This window comes from Micromonospora sp. NPDC047467, from assembly GCF_040643095.1.
In the GTDB taxonomy this organism is placed as follows: Bacteria; Actinomycetota; Actinomycetes; order Mycobacteriales; family Micromonosporaceae; genus Micromonospora.
In genome coordinates this window covers 760,202-777,151 of the sequence record NZ_JBEYTO010000001.1, presented here as the reverse complement: position 1 = coordinate 777,151, position 16,950 = coordinate 760,202, and the positions used below count along the sequence as shown (strand labels likewise).

Genomic DNA, 16,950 nt, shown 5'->3' with positions numbered 1-16,950 from the left:
GGCCAGGGCAGGTCGCAGCGGACGCGGCGGGCGGCTCAGGCGTTCGGGGTACGCCGGAGGTGCCCTCCACAGCGAGGCGACACCCACCCGCTGCCGTGCCGTGTGCACTGTCGGCGGCGGATATGCGCTGAATCAGCGGCGTGGCCCGCACAAGCGGCACCGGGTTGTACCGTCTCTGCCTACGGCGCAGGTTCCAGCACGACGACTGGGATCTGGCGGGTGGTCTTCCGCTCGTAGTCGGCGAAGCCGGGATACGCGGCCTTCTGCGCGGTCCAGATCCGCTCCCGCTCGTCCCCGGCGGCAACTCTGGCGACCAACTCGACCTTGTCGGTGCCGATCTCCGCTCGGGCCTGCGGATGAGCGAGCAGGTTGTAGTACCAGTCGGGATTGGTGGGCGCACCGGCCTTGGACGCGAACACGGCGTAGCCGCCGTCCACCTTCTGGTACATCATCGGGTTCACGCGAGGCTGGCCGCTCTTGGCGCCGACCGTGTGCAACAGCAGCAGCGGCTCGCCAGCGAACTGGCCGCCGACCTGCCCACCGTTGGCGCGAAACTCAGCGATGATCTTGTCGTTCCAGTCGCTCATGCCTTCTCCTTGCCTCCGCGAATCGGCTTCCTCAACACGATACTGACAGTCTCGGCCCGGGGCGTGACACCGCGACCACGCACCAACGAGCCATCAGCAGCAGCGCGGAGAACCGGCACGCGAGCGTGAGCGGTCCGCCGACCGTCCCCCCAGGACGACGGCGGACCGGCCTCAGCGGATGTCGGCGGTGGTCCAGCGTGGGGACGCGTTGGTGACCGCGACGGTGTCACCGACAAGCGTGGTCACCGCCTGGGTGGCACGCTGCGCGCTGGTACCGACCCAGAGCTCGACGTCGCCCGGCTCCACGACGCGGGTGAGCGTGCGATCGGAGAACGCCAGGCGGGTGGTGGGGACCGTCAGCTCGACCGTGACGGACTGGCCCGGTTCCAGGTGGACTCGCCGGTAGCCGAGCAGTTGCGCCACCGGCCGGGTCACCGAGGCCACCAGGTCACGACCGTAGAGCTGGACCACGTCGTCGCCGGCGACCGCGCCGGTGTTCGTCACCCGCACCGTCACGCCTACCGCCCCGTCGGTGGGCACCGTGGTGGGCACGGTGAGCTCGCTGTACGCGAACGTCGTGTAGGACAGGCCGTGGCCGAACGGCGCCACGGGCGTCGCCGGCAGGTTGGTCACCTCGTTGCCCGCGCCCAGGGTGGGGTGCAGGTAGGAGTACGGCTGCGCGCCGGCCGACCCGGGCAGGGTGACCGGCAGCCTGCCCGACGGGTTGACCCTCCCGGAGAGCACCCCCGCGATCGCCCCGGCGCCCTCCTCCCCCGGGAAGAATGCCTGCACCACCGCCGCACAGCGCGCAAGCGCCCAGCCGACCGTGTACGGCCGGCCAGTGACCAGCACGAGGACAACCGGCGTGCCGGTTGCCAGCACCGCCTCGACCAGTTCGCGCTGGACGCCGGGCAGCTCCAGGTCGTCCCGGTCACAGCCCTCGCCGACCGTGCCGCGCCCGAAGAGACCGGCGTGGTCACCGACGACCAGGACGGCGACATCCGCGGCGGCGGCCGTGGCGACAGCCTCGTCGAAGCCGGATCGGTCGTCGGTGTCCACGTCACAGCCGTGTGCCCAGGTGACGAGATCGCCGCCGAACTCGACCCGCACCGCGTCGAGCACGGTCGGCACCTCGATGCCGGTCTCCACACCGGGGTGTTGGACGAGGACGTGGTTGAGGAACGAGTAGCACCCGAAGAGCGCGCCCTGCCGGTCGGCGTTCGGGCCGATAAGTGCCACCCGTCGCCCCGCCGGCAGCGGCAGCGCGTCCCGGTTGGCGACCAGCACGATCGACTCCTCGGCGAGCCGGCGGGCGATCGACCGATGCTCGGGAGAGTCGAGGTCGATCGCCTGGGGCGGCTCGTCGGTGAAGGTCGCGTCGAGCAGACCCAGGTCCTGCTTCTGTCGCAGCACCCGCAGCACCGCGCGGTCGAGGAACGCCTCGTCGAGCGCGCCCGCCCGCACCGACTCCCGCAGGGTCAGATAGGCGTCGCCGGTCGGCAGTTCGACGTCGACACCGGCCGTCAGCGCCTGTCCGGCCGCCTCGGCGTGATCGCCCGCCACGTGGTGCAGCAGGTTCAGGAACGCGACCCCGTAATAGTCGGCCACCACCGTGCCGTCGAAACCCCACTGCTCCCGCAGGACGCCGGTCAGCATCGTCGGATCGGCGGCGACGGGCACCCCGTCGATCTCGGCGTACGAGTGCATGACACTGCGGGCGTCACCGTCGAGGATCGCCATCTCGAACGGGACGAGCAGCACGTCGGCCAACTCCCGGCGGCCCATGTGCACCGGGCCGAAGTTACGCCCCGACTGCGACGCGGAGTAGCCGGCGAAGTGCTTGAGGGTGGCGTGCACCCCCTGCGACTGCAGCCCGCGCACGTACGACGTGCCGATGGTGCCGACAAGGTACGGGTCTTCGGCTATGCACTCGTCCACCCGACCCCAGCGGGGGTCACGGATGACGTCGAGCACCGGAGAGAGCCCCTGGTGGATACCCAGGGTCCGCATCGAGGCGCCGATCGCCGCGGCCATCTCGGTGACCAGTTCGGGGTCGAACGCGGCGCCCCAGGCCAGCGGCGTGGGGAAGGTGGCCGCTTTCCATGCCGACAGCCCGGTGAGGCACTCCTCGTGGACGATCGCCGGGATGCCGAGCCGGGTCCCCGTGACCAGGTCCCGCTGGAACTTCCACAGCCAGGACGCGCGTGCCGCCGCGTCCACCGGGCGGGTGCCGTAGGCGCGGGTGAGGTGACCGAGCCCGTGCCGGGAGAACTCCTCGAGCTTGACGGCCTCGCCGAACTCCCCCTGCAACGGCGCGACGGCCTCGCCGTCCTCCTTCTCCCAGAAGCCGACGAGCTGAGCGATCTTCTCCTCGATCGTCATCCGGCCGAGGAGATCGCGTAGGCGTGCCGCGCCGTCGTGCCCGTCCGGTCGACCGTGGTCCGGACCTGCCTGAGCCGGCGCCGGCCCGTCCACCAGTGTGTGGACCTCAGTCATGCTGTGCCTTCCTCTGGTTGTGCCCGTACCGCTGCCGCTCAGCCCTTGACCGCACCCTGAAGGCCGCCGACGATCTGCTTCTCCGCGAGCGTGAAGAAGAGCAGTGCCGGCAGCATCGCGAGGGAGGTGAAGGCGAGGACGCCTGCCGTGTCGGTGGTGTACTGGCTGGAGAAGTTCTGCACGCCCAGCGGCAGGGTGTGCAGGTTGACGTCGCTGAGAACGAGCAGCGGCAGGAGGAACGAGTTCCAACTCGCCACGAACGCCAGAACGCCGACGGTGACGAGCGCGGGCCGCGACAGCGGCATCGCGACGCGCCAGAGGAAACCGAGCCGACTCGCACCATCGATGGCGGCGGCGTCCTCCAACTCTCTCGGGATGGCCGACAGGAAGGGACGCAGGATCACGATCGTCAGTGGCAGTGAGAAGGCGACCTGCGGGAGGATCACCGCGTAGTAGGAGTTGATCAGGCTCAGGTCACGCAGCATGAGGTAGAGCGGCAGGATCGCCGCGCCGGCGGGAAACAGCAGGCCGAGTGTGAAGAAGGTGTAGAGCGCCTCCCGTCCGCGGAAGCGGTAACGGGCGAGCACGAACGCGGCGGCCAGCCCGAGCACGACGACGGCGAGTGTGGTGCCGAGGGCGATGACCGCGCTGTTGAACGCCTGCTGCCAGAAGTTGCTCTGGGTCAGCACCCTGGCGTAGTTGTCCCAGACGAAGGGGTCGGGCAGGCCGGCCGGGTTCGCGACGATCTGCGGGGTGGTGCGGAAGCCGCCGATGACCACGTAGACGACCGGGGCGATCGACACGGCCGCGATCGCGAGCGCGAGCGCGTAGGTGAGCGGCGTGCCCCAGGACACCTGACGGCGCCCGGCGGACGGGGAAGGAACGGAGTTCACAGCCATCGTCACTTCGCCTTTCCGGTGATGGCGCCCTCGATGTCGCGGCGGAGCAGGAACCGCTGGAACAGCAGTGCCGCCACGAAGGAGATGACGAACAGGATCACGGCAACGGCGTTGCCGTAGCCCCAGAGCCGGGCGAAGAACCCGTTGTCCACCATGTAGGTCGCCATGGTGGCCGACGCGCCGAGCGACCGCACCGCGGGCACCGAGGTAACCCAGATCATGTCGAAGATCTGCAGTGAGCCGATCATGGACAGGAACATCCAGATCCGGATCGTCGGGCCGAGCAGCGGAATCGTGACGTGCCGTTGAATCTGCCACCAGCTCGCGCCGTCGATGGCCGCCGCCTCGGTCAGCTCGTCGGGCACGTTGGACAGCCCGGCGAGTAGCAGGATGATGGCGAAGCCGACGTACTTCCAGGTGAGGATGGCCAGCAGCGTCCAGATGACCAGGTCCAGGTCCGCGAGCCAGGGCTGCACCAGACTGCCCAGGCCCAGTGACTCCAGCATCGCGTCGACCGTGCCGCCGCCGGTCAGGAGCAGCTTCCACATGATGCCGACGGTGACCTCGGCGAGCACGTACGGCACGAACACCAGCAGGCGGAACACGGAGCGCCCACGGAAACGACGGTTGAGCAGCAGGGCGATGCCCAGGGCGATCGGGCCCTGGATCAGCAGCGACCCGAACACGATGATGGCGTTGTTGCGCAACGCGTCGAGGAAGATCGGATCCTGGAAAGCGAGGGTGTAGTTCCGCAGACCGACGAACTCGGTGGGAGGCCCGACCCCACGCCACCGGAACAGGCTGTAGTAGACCGCGAAGCCCATCGGCACCAGCACGAACATCACGTAGATGACGACGGCGGGCGTCGTGAGTCCGATGATCTCGTACCACTTGCGGCGGGTATCGGCTCGGCGGGCGGGCGCGCGCCCGGCCTTGTGGGAGCCCGCCGGCGACGCGGAAGCGCCGCCGGCGGGCGTACGGATCTGGTTGACGGAGGTCACTTGCTTGCGGCCGCCTTCATCGCCGAGACGACCTTCTCAGGCGTCCCGCTGCCGGCGAAGATGGCGACGATGGCGTCGTTCATCGCAGTGCCGACGGTGCTGCCGTAAGCCGTGTCCAGCCAGAGCTGGACGTAGCTCGCGCTGGAGGTGGCCTCCAGGATGGACTTCAGCGCGGGGTCCGTCACGCCGTCGGCCGCGCCCTTGACCACCGGCAGGCCGGTGCCGGTTTCGGCGTAGGCCTTCTGCACCTCGGGGCTCACGATGTACTTGAGGAACTCGACGCACTCTGCGGGGGCGTTCTTGGAGCAGGAGAAGCCGTCGCCACCACCGAGGGCCGCCTTCGGGTCACCCGGGGAACCGGCGATCGCCGGCACCGGGAACCAGCCGAGGAACGAGGCGAGCTTCGCCTTGTCCGTGGCGACGGTGTCGAGCGTGCCGCGGTTCCAGTCACCCATGAGCTCCATCGCGGCCTTGCCGTTGGCGAGCATGCCGTTGGCGCTGGTCGGGTCGTTCTGGCCCGGCGTGGCGATGAAGTTGGCCTGGAACGGCTTGGTGTCGATGAAGGCCTTCAGGTCCTGGCCGGCCTTCACGAAGCACGGGTCGTCGAAGACCTTGTCCGTGGACGCCTTCTTGAGCGTGTCGACCGAGCAGGCGCGCAGCGCCATGTTGTACCACCAGTGCGCGGCCGGCCACTTGTCACCGGCGCCCACCGCGATCGGGACGACGTTTATCGCCTTGAGCTTGGCGACCGCGGCGTTGAGTTCCTCGAAATTGGTCGGCGGCGCCGCGATGCCCGCCTGGGCGAACATGTCCTTGTTGTACCAGATGCCCTCGATGCCCATCCGGTACGGCAGGCCGTACTGCTTGCCCTTGACCTGCCAGATCTCGGCGGCGCTACCGATGTTGCCCACCTCGGTCTTGGCCTGGTCGGTGATGTCCTTGAGATAGTCGGCCTCCACCTGCTCGACCATCTCGCCACCGCCCCAGGCCTGGAAGATGTCCGGCGGGTCGCTGCTCAGCAGCGCGGCGGGGAGCCGGGTGCGCTGGAGCTGGTTTGTCTCGATCGCCTCAATCTCGATCTTGACGGTGGGGTGGAGCGCGGAGAAGTCCTTGGCGACCTTCTCCCAGTAGGTCTTGCCGGGCCCGTCCTGTGAGGCGTTGTGCCACCAGGTCAGGGTCACCGGGTCCTTGTACAACTCGCTCTGAGGGGCTGCCTCTTCGCCGCCGCCGCTGCACCCGGCGACTACGAGAACACTTGTCATTAGTACTGCCAGAACGGCACCTGCACGGCGCTTCGTTGCCATCGATGTCTCCTCGACTACTCAGTCGCGGTACTCGGGTTTCGCGAAGTTTTACAGTCATGTAACTTGATGTCAATCGGTATCGATAACGTTTTCGAATCGCTCGCGACGCAGCCCAGGCGGCGGCCCTATCATCATCGGCGTGGTGTTTCAGCAGCGTGTCAAGATGTCGGATGTCGCACGTGCCGCCGGCGTCTCGGTCGCGACCGTATCGAAGGTTGTCAATGGGCGGTACGGCGTGGCCCAGGCAACCGTGGAGCGCGTCCAGCAGGTCATCCACGAGCTCGGCTACGAGGCGAGCCTGGGGGCGCAGAGCCTGCGCAGCCACCGCACCAACGTGCTCGGCATCCTGGTCGCCGAGTTCGAACCGTTCTCGACCGAGCTGCTCAAGGGGGCGTCCCAGGAGGTCGCGGGCAGCGGATACCAGCTGCTGGCCTACTCCAGCGGCGACGGCGAGGGCGCCGCCGTGGGGTGGGAGCGGCGCTCGCTCGCCCGCCTCTCGGGCACTCTCATCGACGGGGCCGTGATCGTCACGCCGACCGTGGTCGAGACCGAACACAGCTTCCACGTCGTAGCCGTCGACCCGCACACCGGGCCGTCCGACCTGCCCACCGTCGATTCGGACAACTTCGCCGGCGCGGTGCTGGCCACCAACTACCTGCTGTCCCTCGGCCATCGGCGGATCGGGCACATCAGTGGACGCGCCGACCTGAAGTCGGCGCAGCTGCGCGAGGCCGGCTTCCGCAGTGCGATGGCTGATGCCGGCGTGCCGGTGGACGAGCGACTCGTCCGCGTCGGCGGGTTCCGGATCGAGAGCGCCGCCGGTACGGCCGCGGAGCTCCTCGCCCTCACCGACCGGCCGAGCGCGATCTTCGCGGGTAACGACCTCTCCGCGATATCCACGATGGACGTAGCTCGTGACATGGGCCTCTCGGTGCCCGACGACCTGTCGGTGATCGGCTTCGACAACGTACCGGAGTCGGCGCTGGTCAACCCGCCGCTGACGACCATCATGCAACCGCTGCAGCGGATGGGCGCCGAGGCGTTGCGCCTGCTCATCGACCTGATCGCCGGCGTCGAACGCGACACCCACATCCGGCTCCCCACCGAGCTGGTCATCCGCTCCTCCTGCCGCCCGCGCCACTGACACCCGCAGGCCAGCGGAAGGGTCAGCGATCCGTGCGGGGGTAGAGGCGGCTGATCGTCTCGGCGACGCAGACCGGCTTGCCGCCGCCGTCGGTCTCCACCGCGACCGTCACGACCAGTTGCACACCGCCGCTCACCGGGGACACCTCGGCGATGGTGGCGGTGGCTCGTACGGCGGCCCCGACCCGCAGCGGCGCGGGGAAGCGCACCCGGTTCAGCCCGTAGTTGACCCCCATCGCGACGCCCTCGACCCGGTAGAGCTGGCCGGCCAGCGCCGGCAGCAACGACAGGGTCAGGTAGCCGTGCGCGATCGTGCCACCGAACGGTCCCGACGCCGCCCGCGCGGGGTCGACGTGGATCCACTGGTGGTCGTCGGTGGCGTCGGCGAAGAGGTCCACCCGGCTCTGTTCGACCCGCTGCCAGGGGCCGGGGCCGATGGTCTCGCCGACCGCGGCGGCCAACTCGTCGACGGAGGTGAAGACTCGCATCCGGGTGTCCTTTGGGTCAGAAGGCGTTGACGCCGGTGAGCGCGCGTCCGATCAGGAGCTGCTGGATCTGGCTGGTGCCCTCGTAGAGGGTGGCGACCCGGGCGTCACGCAGGTATTTGCCGACCGGGTACTCGTCGATGTAGCCGTACCCCCCGAAGACCTGGACCGCGTTGTTGGCCGCCCGGACGGCGGCCTCGCTGGCGAAGAGCTTGGCCATCGACGCCTCGGTGGCGAACGGTTGGCCGCGGTCGATCAGGTCGGCCACCTGCCAGACCAGGAGCCGCGCGGCGGCGGTGTCCACGGCGATGGCCGCGAGCAACTGCTGCACGAGCTGATGGCCGGCGATCGGCTTGCCGAACTGGGTCCGCTGCCCCGCGTAGCCGACCGACGCGTCGAGGCAGCCCTGGGCGATGCCGACGCAACCGGCGGCCACCGACATCCGGCCCTTGGCGAGGGTGGACAGGGCCAGGCGGAAGCCGCCGCCCTCGTCGCCGAGGCGGGCCGCGTCGGGCACCCGTACGTCGTCGAGGCGCAGCTCACCGGTGGCCTGCCCGCGCAGGCCGAGCTTGCCGTGGATCTCCCGGCGGGTCAGGCCCGGGCTGTCGGTGGGCACCAGGAACGCGGTGACGCCCCGGTGCCCGGGACCGCCGGTGCGCGCGAAGACCAGGGCGACGTCGGCGGTGGTGCCGTTGGTGATGAACATCTTCGTGCCGGTGAGCAGCCAGTCGTCGCCGTCGCGGACGGCGCGGGTGCGCAGCGCGGCGGCGTCCGAGCCGCTGTCCGGCTCGGTCAGCGCGAAGCAGCCGAGCGCGGTGCCGGAGCAGAGCCGGGGCAGCCACTCGGCCCGCTGCGCCGCCGAACCGTGGGCGGCGATCGACTTCGCGACGAGGCCGAGCGAGACCGAGACGATGCCGCGCACCGCCGAGTCGCCCCGGCCGAGTTCCTCCAGGACCAGGCAGTACGCGAGGTGGTCGCCGCCGGAGCCGCCGTCGGCCTCGGCGATGGTCAGCCCCAGAAAGCCCAGGTCGCCGAGTTGGCCGACGATGGCCGGGTCGACCGACTCGTGCCGGTCCCACTCGGCCGCGTGCGGCAGCAGCTCCCGGTCGGCGAACTCGGCGGCGAGCCGGCGGACGGCAGCCTGCTCGGCGGTGAGGGTCAGCTCCATGGCGAATAAACTAGCGGTGATAGTTTACGTCGTCCAGACCGGACGGTCACCGGTCGGAGGCCAACCCGGCGTGCCGATCGGTGGCGAACGCGCGGGCCAGCTCGGTGCGCGACCGGATGCCCAGCCGGTGGAACACATTGCGCAGGTGATGGTCGACCGTGCGAGTGGAGAGGAACATCCGGGCGGCGATCTCCCGGTTGGTGGCCCCCTCCGCGACCAGTTGGGCGATCCGCAGTTGCTGGCCGGTCAGCAGCCGCGCGGCCGGCAGATCGGGCGGGCCGACCGACTCCCCGGCGGCCCGCAGCTCCGCCGTGGCCTGCTCGGCCCAGCGACTCGCCCCGAGCAGCGTGAACGTCTCGCGGGCCTGGTGCAGGTGCCCCCGGGCGTCGCGCGGGCGACGGCTGCGCCGCAGCTCCTGCCCGAAGAGCAGCTCGGTGCGGGCCCGTTCGAACGCGCCGGCCTCCGTCGGGTGCAGCCGTAGCGCCGTCCGGAACTCGCGCTCCGCCTCGGCGCCGCCCCGGGGGGCGAGCAGCGCGTGACACCGGGCCGACAGGGCCCGCCGCAACGGGCTCGCGGTGCTGCTGGCCCACCTGTCGAAGACGGCGAGCGCGGCCGTCGCCGCCGGTCGGTGCGCCAGGTGGGCGGCGGCCTCCACCAGGTACGGGGTGGCCATCACCTGGACGAGCACCTGACCTCGACCGGTGCCGAGTCGGGCCAGCGACGCCAGCCGGGTCGCCGCCTCGGCATGCCGGTTGTCGGCCAGGTCGAGAACGGCCAGCGCCCACGCCGCCAGCGCGTGTGGCCGGCTGCCCGGTGTCGGGGCTTCGCCGATCTCCCGGATCCGGCGCAGGCTGGCCTCCCGGTCGGCCCGGACGGCGGCCAGCACGGCGAGCATGCCCAGGTGGACGTTGGCGCAGTTGACCTGACCGGCGGCACGGGCGACCCGCAGCCCGTCCCGGGACGTCTCCGCCGCCGCCTCGTGCCGACCCAGCCAGTACTCGGCGACCGCCCGCAGCTCCAACGCCCGGGACAGCATGGACAGCTCGCCCCGCTCCCGGGCCAACCCGGCGGCACGCTCGGCGAGCCGGTGCGCCGCGCCGTCCACGGCCACCACCAGACCGGCCGCCGCCGCGCAGGTGAGCGCGGTCGGGGTCAGCTCCGGCCCGGTCAACCGGCCACCCAGGACGACCGCCCGGCGCAGCGCGGGACCGGCCCGCTCGTGGTCGCCCCGCAGCGTGGCCGCCACACCGGCGACAAGCGAACTCGCCAGCTCGACCGCTGGTGGATCGTGCGGGCGGCGCAACGCCGCCGCCTGGCGGCCAACCTCCGCGTACCGGTACTGGTCGCCGGCGAAGCACACCGCCTCGCCGGCCCTCGCCAGCGCCTGCACGGCCAGGGCGCGGTCGGTGGCCGCCACCGTCGCGGCGGCGGCCAGCAGCGTGGACGCCGCGCCCGAGGCGCCGTCGCAGCGCAGCTCCAGCTCACCGCGCAACAGGTCGGCGTGCCCGGTGACGGAGGGGTCCGCGCAGGTCGCGTGAAGACGGTCGAGCAGCAACCGGGCCCGACCGGGCAGACCGGCCGTCCAGGCGTACCGGGCGGCGGCCAGGAGGCGGCCGGCGGCGTCGCGCGGGCGGTCGCTGAGCTCGGCGGCCCGGCACAGCGCGGCCGACGCCATGGCCCAGTCGTTCGGGCCACCGGCCGCCGCCGCCTGCTCCAACTCGGTGGCGAGGGCCGCATCGGTGCTCGCCGTCGCGGCGGCGAGGTGCATCGCCCGGCGCAGCCGCTGCCCGTCGAGGACGCCGGCGAGCAGCAGGTGCGCCGCTCGCCGCTGCGCGAGCGACGCGCTGGCCGCGACCATCGCCCGGGCCAGTGGCTGCGGAAACGTGACGCCCTCGGGCTCGACGCGGACCAGGCCGGCGACCTCCGCCGGGGCGAGTGCCTCGACGGCCACGCCGGCGGTGTCGGCCGCGCGGGCGAGGGTCGTCGGCTCGTTCGAATCGTCGAGCGCGGCGAGCAGCAGCATCCGGCGGGTGTCCGGCGGCAACCGGTCGAGGCGTGCCCGGTAGGCGCGGCCGAGCGCGCCGTCGGCCGGTGGCGCGGCGGGTAACGGCTCCTCCCCCCGCCACTGCCCCGGGCTCAACACCTCGGCGAGATCCACCAGGGCCTGCGGGTTGCCGCCGCTGACCGCGGCGAGCGTGGCCGCCACCGGCGCGGTGGGTCGCTCGGGGAGCAGGTCGGCCAGGACGGCGATGCTGTCCCCCTCGTCCAGCGGCGGGAGCCGGTACGTCGTGATCCCGTCGACCGTGGCGGTGACGTCGGCGGTGAGCAGGACGGCGACCGGTAGGTGCCGCAGCCGGCGGGCCACGAACGCCAACACCTGCGCGGTCTCGGGGTCGCCCCGGTCGACGTCGTCCATGGTGGCCAGGAGTGGGCGCTCCCGGGCGGCGGCGGCGAGCAGCCCGAGCACGGCCACCGAGAGGGCCAGCCGACGGTCGGGCGGGCAGCTCTCCCCGTCCAGCGCCCGGCGCAGCAGGTGCCGCTGCGGCTCCGGCAGGTCGGCGGCCCGGTCGCGCACCGGATCGAGCAGGCGTTGCAGGCCGGCGTAGGGCAGCGTCGCCTCCTCGGGCAGCCCGGCACCGGCCAGCACGACACAGTTCCCGGCGTACCGGTGGGCGTAGGAGACCAGCGCCGTACGCCCCGACCCCGGTTCGCCGTGCAGCAGCAGCGCCCCGCCGCCGTCGCTCACGCCGTCGAGAAGGCTCCGGACGGCCCGGCACTGGTCATCCCGGCCGCGCAGCACAGTTATTTGCACTCGTGATGCAGTAACCATGCGTCACAGTGTCACTCATCGATAAGCGGATGGAAAGAGGACAGGCCGGGATCAGTCGGCCGCCACCTCGGCCAACAGCGCGCCGATCGTCCGGGCCATGACCGCCCGCGCCTGATCCACGCCCAGCCCGAGGCCGTAGCGCATCATCGACCAGGCCGGCCACATGCTCGCCGCGACAAGCGCGTTGAGCAGTTGCTCGCGCCCCTGCCCGGCCTGCGCCAACTCGGCGGCGAAGAGCTGCTCGACCTCGTCGCGTACCCGGTCGATGTGCTTGAGGCGGTTGAGGTGCAGCTGGTCGGAGACCGGCTCGCGCATCTGCGCGGCCCGTGCCGACGGCGCGATGAGCTGGAGCAGCCGGGCCCGCTGCCGGCAGTACGCGTCGACCCGCTTGGCCAGCGGCAAAGCGGGCGAGATCGGCCGGTACGCGGCGTCCTGCTGACGCAGCACTTCCGCGCCGCTCGCCTCGAACAGCGTCTCCATGTCCTTGAAGTTGGTCCAGAGCGTCCGCAGCGAGATGCCGGCCCGCTCGGCGATGCGTTCGCCGGTCGGCCGCAGGTCACCCTCGGCGATAAGCGCCAGGTGCGCCTCGACGATGGCCGCCCGGGTGCGCTCGGCACGGGCCGTGCGCCCGTCGACGCGACCCGGGGCCTCGACCTTGTTCATCCGCCCCCGCCCTCTCACCGCCACGGCGTCCCCCGACGCACCGCCGAGTCTAGACAGGCGGTGATCAGCCAGCTCCGGGCGACCACGGGCCGAGTCACCCGGACCGGCCGGACAGCGTGAAGCCGCCGTCGCAGACGATGGTCTGCCCGGTGATCCAGGCGGCGTCGGCAGAGGCCAGGAAGGCGACCGCGCCCGCCACGTCGTCGGGGACGCCGAGTCGGCCGAGTGGGTACCGCGCGGCGACCTCGTCCTCCCGGCCCTCGTACAGCGTGGCGGCGAAGCGGGTCTTGACCACGCCGGGGGCCACGGCGTTGACCCGGATCGCCGACCCCAGCTCGACGGCGAGGCTGGCGGTGAGGTGGTTGAGCGCGGCCTTGCTCACCCCGTAGAGGGCGATGCCGGGTGACGGGGCGAGCCCCGCGATCGACGAGACGTTGACCACGCAGCCACCCCGGTCGGCCATGCCGGCGGCGCAGACCTCCTGCACCCAGCCCAGTGCGGCGACCAGGTTGACGTCGAGGATCTTGCGCGCCGCCGCGAGGTCCAGCTCGACCAGCGGGCCGTGCACGGGGTTGATGCCGGTGTTGTTGACCAGGAGGTCCACCGGCCCGAACGCCGCGCTGACCTGCCGCACCGCCTCGGCCCGGTGTGCGGCGTCGTCGGCCCGGCCGGGGACAGCGACCGCGTACGCGGGACCGCCGAGGGCGGCGACAGCCTCGGCCAACGCCTCCGGATGGCGGGCGGTGAGGCCCACCCGCGCGCCCTCGGCCACCAGCCGCCGCGCGATGGCCAGCCCGATCCCCCGACTGGCGCCGGTGACGATGGCGACCCGATCCACGAGCCTACGTGATTCTGCATCCACAGTGCAGATAGTAGGAGGGGTGATCGGTGTCGGTCAACGCCCGGCCGCACGCCCCCGAATCCCGGTGGCACCACCGTCGGTTGTCAGGGCGCAGCCGTACGACCGGACGCGGTCCACGGTGACCACGCCCGGTCGACGGCCGGGTAAACGAGTCGTCAGGAGACGGTCGGCACCCCATTGGCGGGCGGCGCGACCGGCGCGGCCGAGTACTCGGTGACCGGGCCGCCCTCCTCATCGGTCTCGTACGTCGGCCCGAAGTAGCTCTGCACTCCCCCGCTCACCCGGGTCAGCCGCTGCCCGCCGTAGCCGGAGTGGTCGTCGGCGGCGAAGCGCAGCGGCGCGAGGCCGGGCCCCTGGAAGCCGCCCTTCTCCACGGCGGCGAGCACCTTCTCCCGGGTCACGTCCTTGCCGGCGGCGAGCAGCACCTGCACGAAGAGGTAACCCACCGACATGCCGTAGACGGTGTTGCCGTCGAACGGCGCGTCACCGTTGTGCTCCTTGTTGATTTTCGTGAAGAGCTGGATCCACGGGTTCGCGGTGTCGTTCTGCATCGGCAGGTAGTTGGCGCCGACCATGCCCTCCAGCAGCGGGGCGGCCTCGCCGAGCTGCTTGGCCAGGGTGGGGTGGTCCCCGCCGACGTTGGAGACCAGCCACTGCGGCTTGAAGCCCAGCCGCGCGGCCGTGCCGACGGAGAGCGCGGTGAAGCCCGGCACGGTGGCGAGCACGACGACCTGGCAGCCGGCCGCCTTGAACGCGCCGATCTGCGGCGCGACGTTCGTGTTGCTGGTGACGTAGGTCTGCTTGACCGCCACGGCCCCGAGCACCTTCTCCACGCCCACCAGACTGTCGCGGCCGAAGTCGTCGTCCTGGCCCAGGAAGCAGACCTTCTGGCCGGCGTGGTTCGCCTTCACGTAGTTGGCGAGGATCTTGCCCTCGATCGTGTAGTCCGGGTTGAACCCGAACGTGCCCGGATACTTGTCCGGCTGGTCCCAGCTGCGGCTGCCGGAGGCGACGAAGAGGTCGGGCACCCGGTTGCTCTTGAGGAAGTCGAGCACGCCGGTGTGCGTCGGCGTGCCGAGGCCGTTGAGGACGGCGAAGACCTTGTCCTGAAGGACGAGCTGGCGTACCACCTGCTGCGTGTTCGCCGGGTTGTAACCGTCGTCCATGATCTTGTAGGTGATCTTCCGGCCGTGCACGCCGCCGTTGGCGTTGACGTAGTCGAAGTACGCCTTCGTCGCCGGGGCGATCTTGGAGTAGCCGGCCGAGGCCGGGCCGGTGAGCGGCATGTGCGTACCGACGACGATCTCGGTGTCGGTGACACCCGGCACCGACGCCCCGCCGGAGCCGGGGTCGTCGCCGCTACAGCCGGCGGCGGCGATGAGCAGGGCTATGGTGCTGGCGATCGCGAGACCGCGTTGTGCCGTACGGTGCATGGGAAACACCGACCTTTCTCGGTCCGATTCTCGGGGGAACGGTGTGGTGGTGGGGCGCCCGGCCGAGGCCGGGCCGAGGACAGCTCAGGAACGCCGCGCCGGCCACCGGGCCAGCAGGGCCCGGCCGAGGCGGGACAGCAGGCCCTGCACGCCGCCCGGCGCGACGATCATCACGACGATCAACGTGACGCCGAAGATCGCCAGCGGGAGGTTGCCCTCCAGCCGCTGCGCCACCGCGGGCGAGAGGGTGAACAGCTCGGTCACGGAATGGGTGAGGTCGGGCAGGGCGACCAGCAGCACGGCCCCCCACAGCGCACCGGCGAGGCGACCGAGGCCCCCGATCACCACGGCCATCAGCAGGAAGAGCGACAGGGTCAACGAGAACGCGCCGGGCGAGACGCTCTGCGCGAGCACCGCGAGCAGCGCGCCACCGAGACCGGCGGTGGCGGCGCTGACCACGAACGCGAGGACCTGGGTACGCGCCACGTGGATGCCGGCGAGGCGGGCCGCCACCTCGTCGTCGCGGACCGCCCGGAACGTCCGCCCGTACCGGCTGCGGATCAGGTTGGCCAGCAGCAACAGCGCGAGCAGGGTGGCCGCACCCGAGATCCAGAGCTGCCACCGCTCATAGGGGAAGTACGCGCCGAGTGCCATCGGCGGCGGCTCCACCGGCACCGACAACCCCTGCTCGCCGTTGAGGACGCCGTCGAAGGTCACGGCCAACGCCGGCACGACGACGGCCACGGCGAGGGTCACGCCGGCCAGGTAGGGCCCCCGCAGCCGGGCGGCGGCCACGCCGACCACCGCGCCGACCGCGACAGTGCTGAGCACCGCCACGCCGAGCGAGATCGGCAACAGCCAGCCGCCGGTCAACCCCCGGTCGAGGAACGCGGTCTGACACAGCGCCACCGTGTACGCCCCGGTCGCCATCAGCGCTCCGTGCCCCAGCGAGAGCTGGCCGTTGAGCCCGGTGAGGACGGTCAGCCCGGCGGTGGCGCAGAGATACGCCGCCACCGTGGCGAGCTGGAAGTTGCGGAACGGCTCGATGGCGTAGCTGACCGCCACCAGCACCAGCCCCACGGCGAGCACCACGGCGAGATGCCGCAGCAGGGTGGAGCCGCGTCGGCGGTCGACCGGACGGTCGCCGGCCTCGCTCGGTCGGTGTCGCGGCGGCAGGGCCGCCCGGGTGGCGCTCACACCCGCCTCGCCGCGACCGGGGCGAACAGCCCACCGGGCCGGACCAGCAGCACCGCCAGCAGCAGGACCAGCACCGCCAGCGGGGTGAGGTCACTGCCGGCGTAGCCGCTGACGTAGGAGAGCAGCAGACCCACCACCAGGCCGCCGACCACGGCACCCGGTGGACTGTCCAGCCCACCGACCACCGCCGCAGTGAACGCCGAGACGAACACCAGATCCATGGCGTGCGGGTGCAGGCCCAGCTCGGTGGGGATGACCAGCATGGCGGCGAGCGCGCCCACGCCGGAGGCGAGCGCCCAGCCGAGCGTCAACATCCCGCCCACGTTGACGCCGAGCAGGCGGGACACCTCCGGCGCGAAGGCCGCCGCCCGCATCCGCAACCCCACCGGGGTACGCGCGAACATCCACGCCAGCGCGCTGACCACCACCCCGATCGTGGCGAAGACGAGCAGGTCGTACGGCGACAGCACCGCGACCCCGCCCACGGTGAGGGCGGACCGGCTGAACGGCGCCTCGGCGGGCCGGAACTCGTTGCCGTACACCATGCCGAGCACGGCCTGGATCAACAGCACCAGTCCGAGCGCGACGATGACCGGGTTGAGCGGCGACGCGTGGTCGACGTGGCGCATCACGACGCGGTCCACCAGGGCGCCGAGCAGCAGCCCGGCGACGATGGCGACGACGAAACCCAGCCAGTAGGAGCCGGTCGCGGTGGACACCGTGTACGCGACGTACGCGGCGGCGACGGCCATCGCTCCCTGGGCGAAGTTGACGACCCGCGCCGCCCGCCAGATGAGCACCAGGGCCAGCGCGAACGCGGCGTACACCGCGCCCCGGGACAGGCCGTCGATGGTGAGGAAGACGAAGCGGTCCAACAGTCCT

Annotated in this window: 14 protein-coding genes; 1 reads left to right on the top strand and 13 read right to left on the bottom strand. The window is 71.6% G+C overall.

All coding sequences use genetic code 11. The features are described from left to right. Positions 1-179: 179 nt before the first annotated feature. From ABZ780_RS03230 to ABZ780_RS03210, 5 genes are all read right to left on the bottom strand, one after another. Entirely contained in the window at positions 180-587 is a 408-nt protein-coding gene (locus tag ABZ780_RS03230) for a nitroreductase family deazaflavin-dependent oxidoreductase (RefSeq protein ID WP_357483654.1), read from the bottom strand. Positions 588-758: 171 nt separating this feature from the next. Then, on the bottom strand, positions 759-3,083 hold the full coding sequence (locus ABZ780_RS03225; protein WP_357000011.1) for a glycoside hydrolase family 3 N-terminal domain-containing protein: 2,325 nt from the start codon (positions 3,081-3,083) through the stop codon (positions 759-761). Between the two features lie 38 nt (positions 3,084-3,121). Further along, the gene (locus ABZ780_RS03220) at positions 3,122-3,988 is read right to left on the bottom strand and encodes a carbohydrate ABC transporter permease (RefSeq protein ID WP_357483651.1); all 867 of its coding nucleotides are present in this window, start codon (positions 3,986-3,988) and stop codon (positions 3,122-3,124) included. Further along, positions 3,985-4,983, bottom strand: a complete 999-nt coding sequence (locus tag ABZ780_RS03215) for a sugar ABC transporter permease (RefSeq protein ID WP_357000006.1) — start codon at positions 4,981-4,983, stop codon at positions 3,985-3,987. The genes ABZ780_RS03220 and ABZ780_RS03215 overlap by 4 nt, the downstream gene beginning before the upstream one ends. Continuing rightward, entirely contained in the window at positions 4,980-6,164 is a 1,185-nt protein-coding gene (locus ABZ780_RS03210) for an extracellular solute-binding protein (RefSeq protein ID WP_357000003.1), read from the bottom strand. Before ABZ780_RS03210 ends, ABZ780_RS03215 begins: the two co-directional genes overlap by 4 nt. A 286-nt stretch (positions 6,165-6,450) precedes the next feature. On the opposite strand from ABZ780_RS03210, the gene ABZ780_RS03205 reads away from it, so the two are divergent. Then, complete coding sequence (locus ABZ780_RS03205; protein ID WP_357483648.1) at positions 6,451-7,431, top strand: LacI family DNA-binding transcriptional regulator; 981 nt, start codon at positions 6,451-6,453, stop codon at positions 7,429-7,431. A 22-nt stretch (positions 7,432-7,453) separates the two neighbouring features. Here the strand turns inward: ABZ780_RS03205 and ABZ780_RS03200 are convergent, their stop codons facing one another. The 8 genes from ABZ780_RS03200 to ABZ780_RS03165 all read right to left on the bottom strand — a co-directional run bounded on the left by ABZ780_RS03200 (position 7,454) and on the right by ABZ780_RS03165 (position 16,943). Continuing rightward, on the bottom strand, positions 7,454-7,918 hold the full coding sequence (locus tag ABZ780_RS03200) for a MaoC family dehydratase (protein ID WP_356999996.1): 465 nt from the start codon (positions 7,916-7,918) through the stop codon (positions 7,454-7,456). Positions 7,919-7,934: 16 nt separating this feature from the next. Beyond that, a complete protein-coding gene (locus ABZ780_RS03195; protein ID WP_357483645.1) occupies positions 7,935-9,083 on the bottom strand; it encodes an acyl-CoA dehydrogenase family protein in 1,149 nt (382 codons plus the stop codon). Between the two features lie 46 nt (positions 9,084-9,129). Continuing rightward, positions 9,130-11,913 carry an AAA family ATPase gene (locus tag ABZ780_RS03190; protein ID WP_357483642.1) on the bottom strand — a complete coding sequence of 928 codons (2,784 nt, stop codon included), beginning with the start codon at positions 11,911-11,913 and terminating at the stop codon, positions 9,130-9,132. A gap of 51 nt (positions 11,914-11,964) precedes the next feature. After that, positions 11,965-12,576 (bottom strand): TetR/AcrR family transcriptional regulator, encoded by a 612-nt coding sequence (locus tag ABZ780_RS03185; RefSeq protein WP_356999988.1) that lies wholly within the window; start codon positions 12,574-12,576, stop codon positions 11,965-11,967. 94 nt (positions 12,577-12,670) lie between these two features. Further along, entirely contained in the window at positions 12,671-13,414 is a 744-nt protein-coding gene (locus tag ABZ780_RS03180) for an SDR family oxidoreductase (protein ID WP_357483639.1), read from the bottom strand. Between the two features lie 179 nt (positions 13,415-13,593). Continuing rightward, positions 13,594-14,871 carry an ABC transporter substrate-binding protein gene (locus tag ABZ780_RS03175; RefSeq protein ID WP_356999983.1) on the bottom strand — a complete coding sequence of 426 codons (1,278 nt, stop codon included), beginning with the start codon at positions 14,869-14,871 and terminating at the stop codon, positions 13,594-13,596. Between the two features lie 84 nt (positions 14,872-14,955). After that, positions 14,956-16,068 (bottom strand): branched-chain amino acid ABC transporter permease, encoded by a 1,113-nt coding sequence (locus ABZ780_RS03170; protein ID WP_357483637.1) that lies wholly within the window; start codon positions 16,066-16,068, stop codon positions 14,956-14,958. Further along, a complete protein-coding gene (locus ABZ780_RS03165) occupies positions 16,065-16,943 on the bottom strand; it encodes a branched-chain amino acid ABC transporter permease (RefSeq protein ID WP_357483634.1) in 879 nt (292 codons plus the stop codon). Before ABZ780_RS03165 ends, ABZ780_RS03170 begins: the two co-directional genes overlap by 4 nt. Between the last annotated feature and the right edge of the window lie 7 nt (positions 16,944-16,950).

Excerpts from the sequence above, each read along its gene's own strand:
- ABZ780_RS03230 (WP_357483654.1), bottom strand. The coding sequence starts at position 587 with ATGAGCGACTGGAACGACAAGATCATCGCTGAGTTTCGCGCCAACGGT.
- ABZ780_RS03225 (WP_357000011.1), bottom strand. The coding sequence starts at position 3,083 with ATGACTGAGGTCCACACACTGGTGGACGGGCCGGCGCCGGCTCAGGCA.
- ABZ780_RS03205 (WP_357483648.1), top strand. The coding sequence starts at position 6,451 with ATGTCGGATGTCGCACGTGCCGCCGGCGTCTCGGTCGCGACCGTATCG.
- ABZ780_RS03200 (WP_356999996.1), bottom strand. The coding sequence starts at position 7,918 with ATGCGAGTCTTCACCTCCGTCGACGAGTTGGCCGCCGCGGTCGGCGAG.
- ABZ780_RS03195 (WP_357483645.1), bottom strand. The coding sequence starts at position 9,083 with ATGGAGCTGACCCTCACCGCCGAGCAGGCTGCCGTCCGCCGGCTCGCC.
- ABZ780_RS03190 (WP_357483642.1), bottom strand. The coding sequence starts at position 11,913 with ATGGTTACTGCATCACGAGTGCAAATAACTGTGCTGCGCGGCCGGGAT.
- ABZ780_RS03185 (WP_356999988.1), bottom strand. The coding sequence starts at position 12,576 with ATGAACAAGGTCGAGGCCCCGGGTCGCGTCGACGGGCGCACGGCCCGT.
- ABZ780_RS03175 (WP_356999983.1), bottom strand. The coding sequence starts at position 14,871 with ATGCACCGTACGGCACAACGCGGTCTCGCGATCGCCAGCACCATAGCC.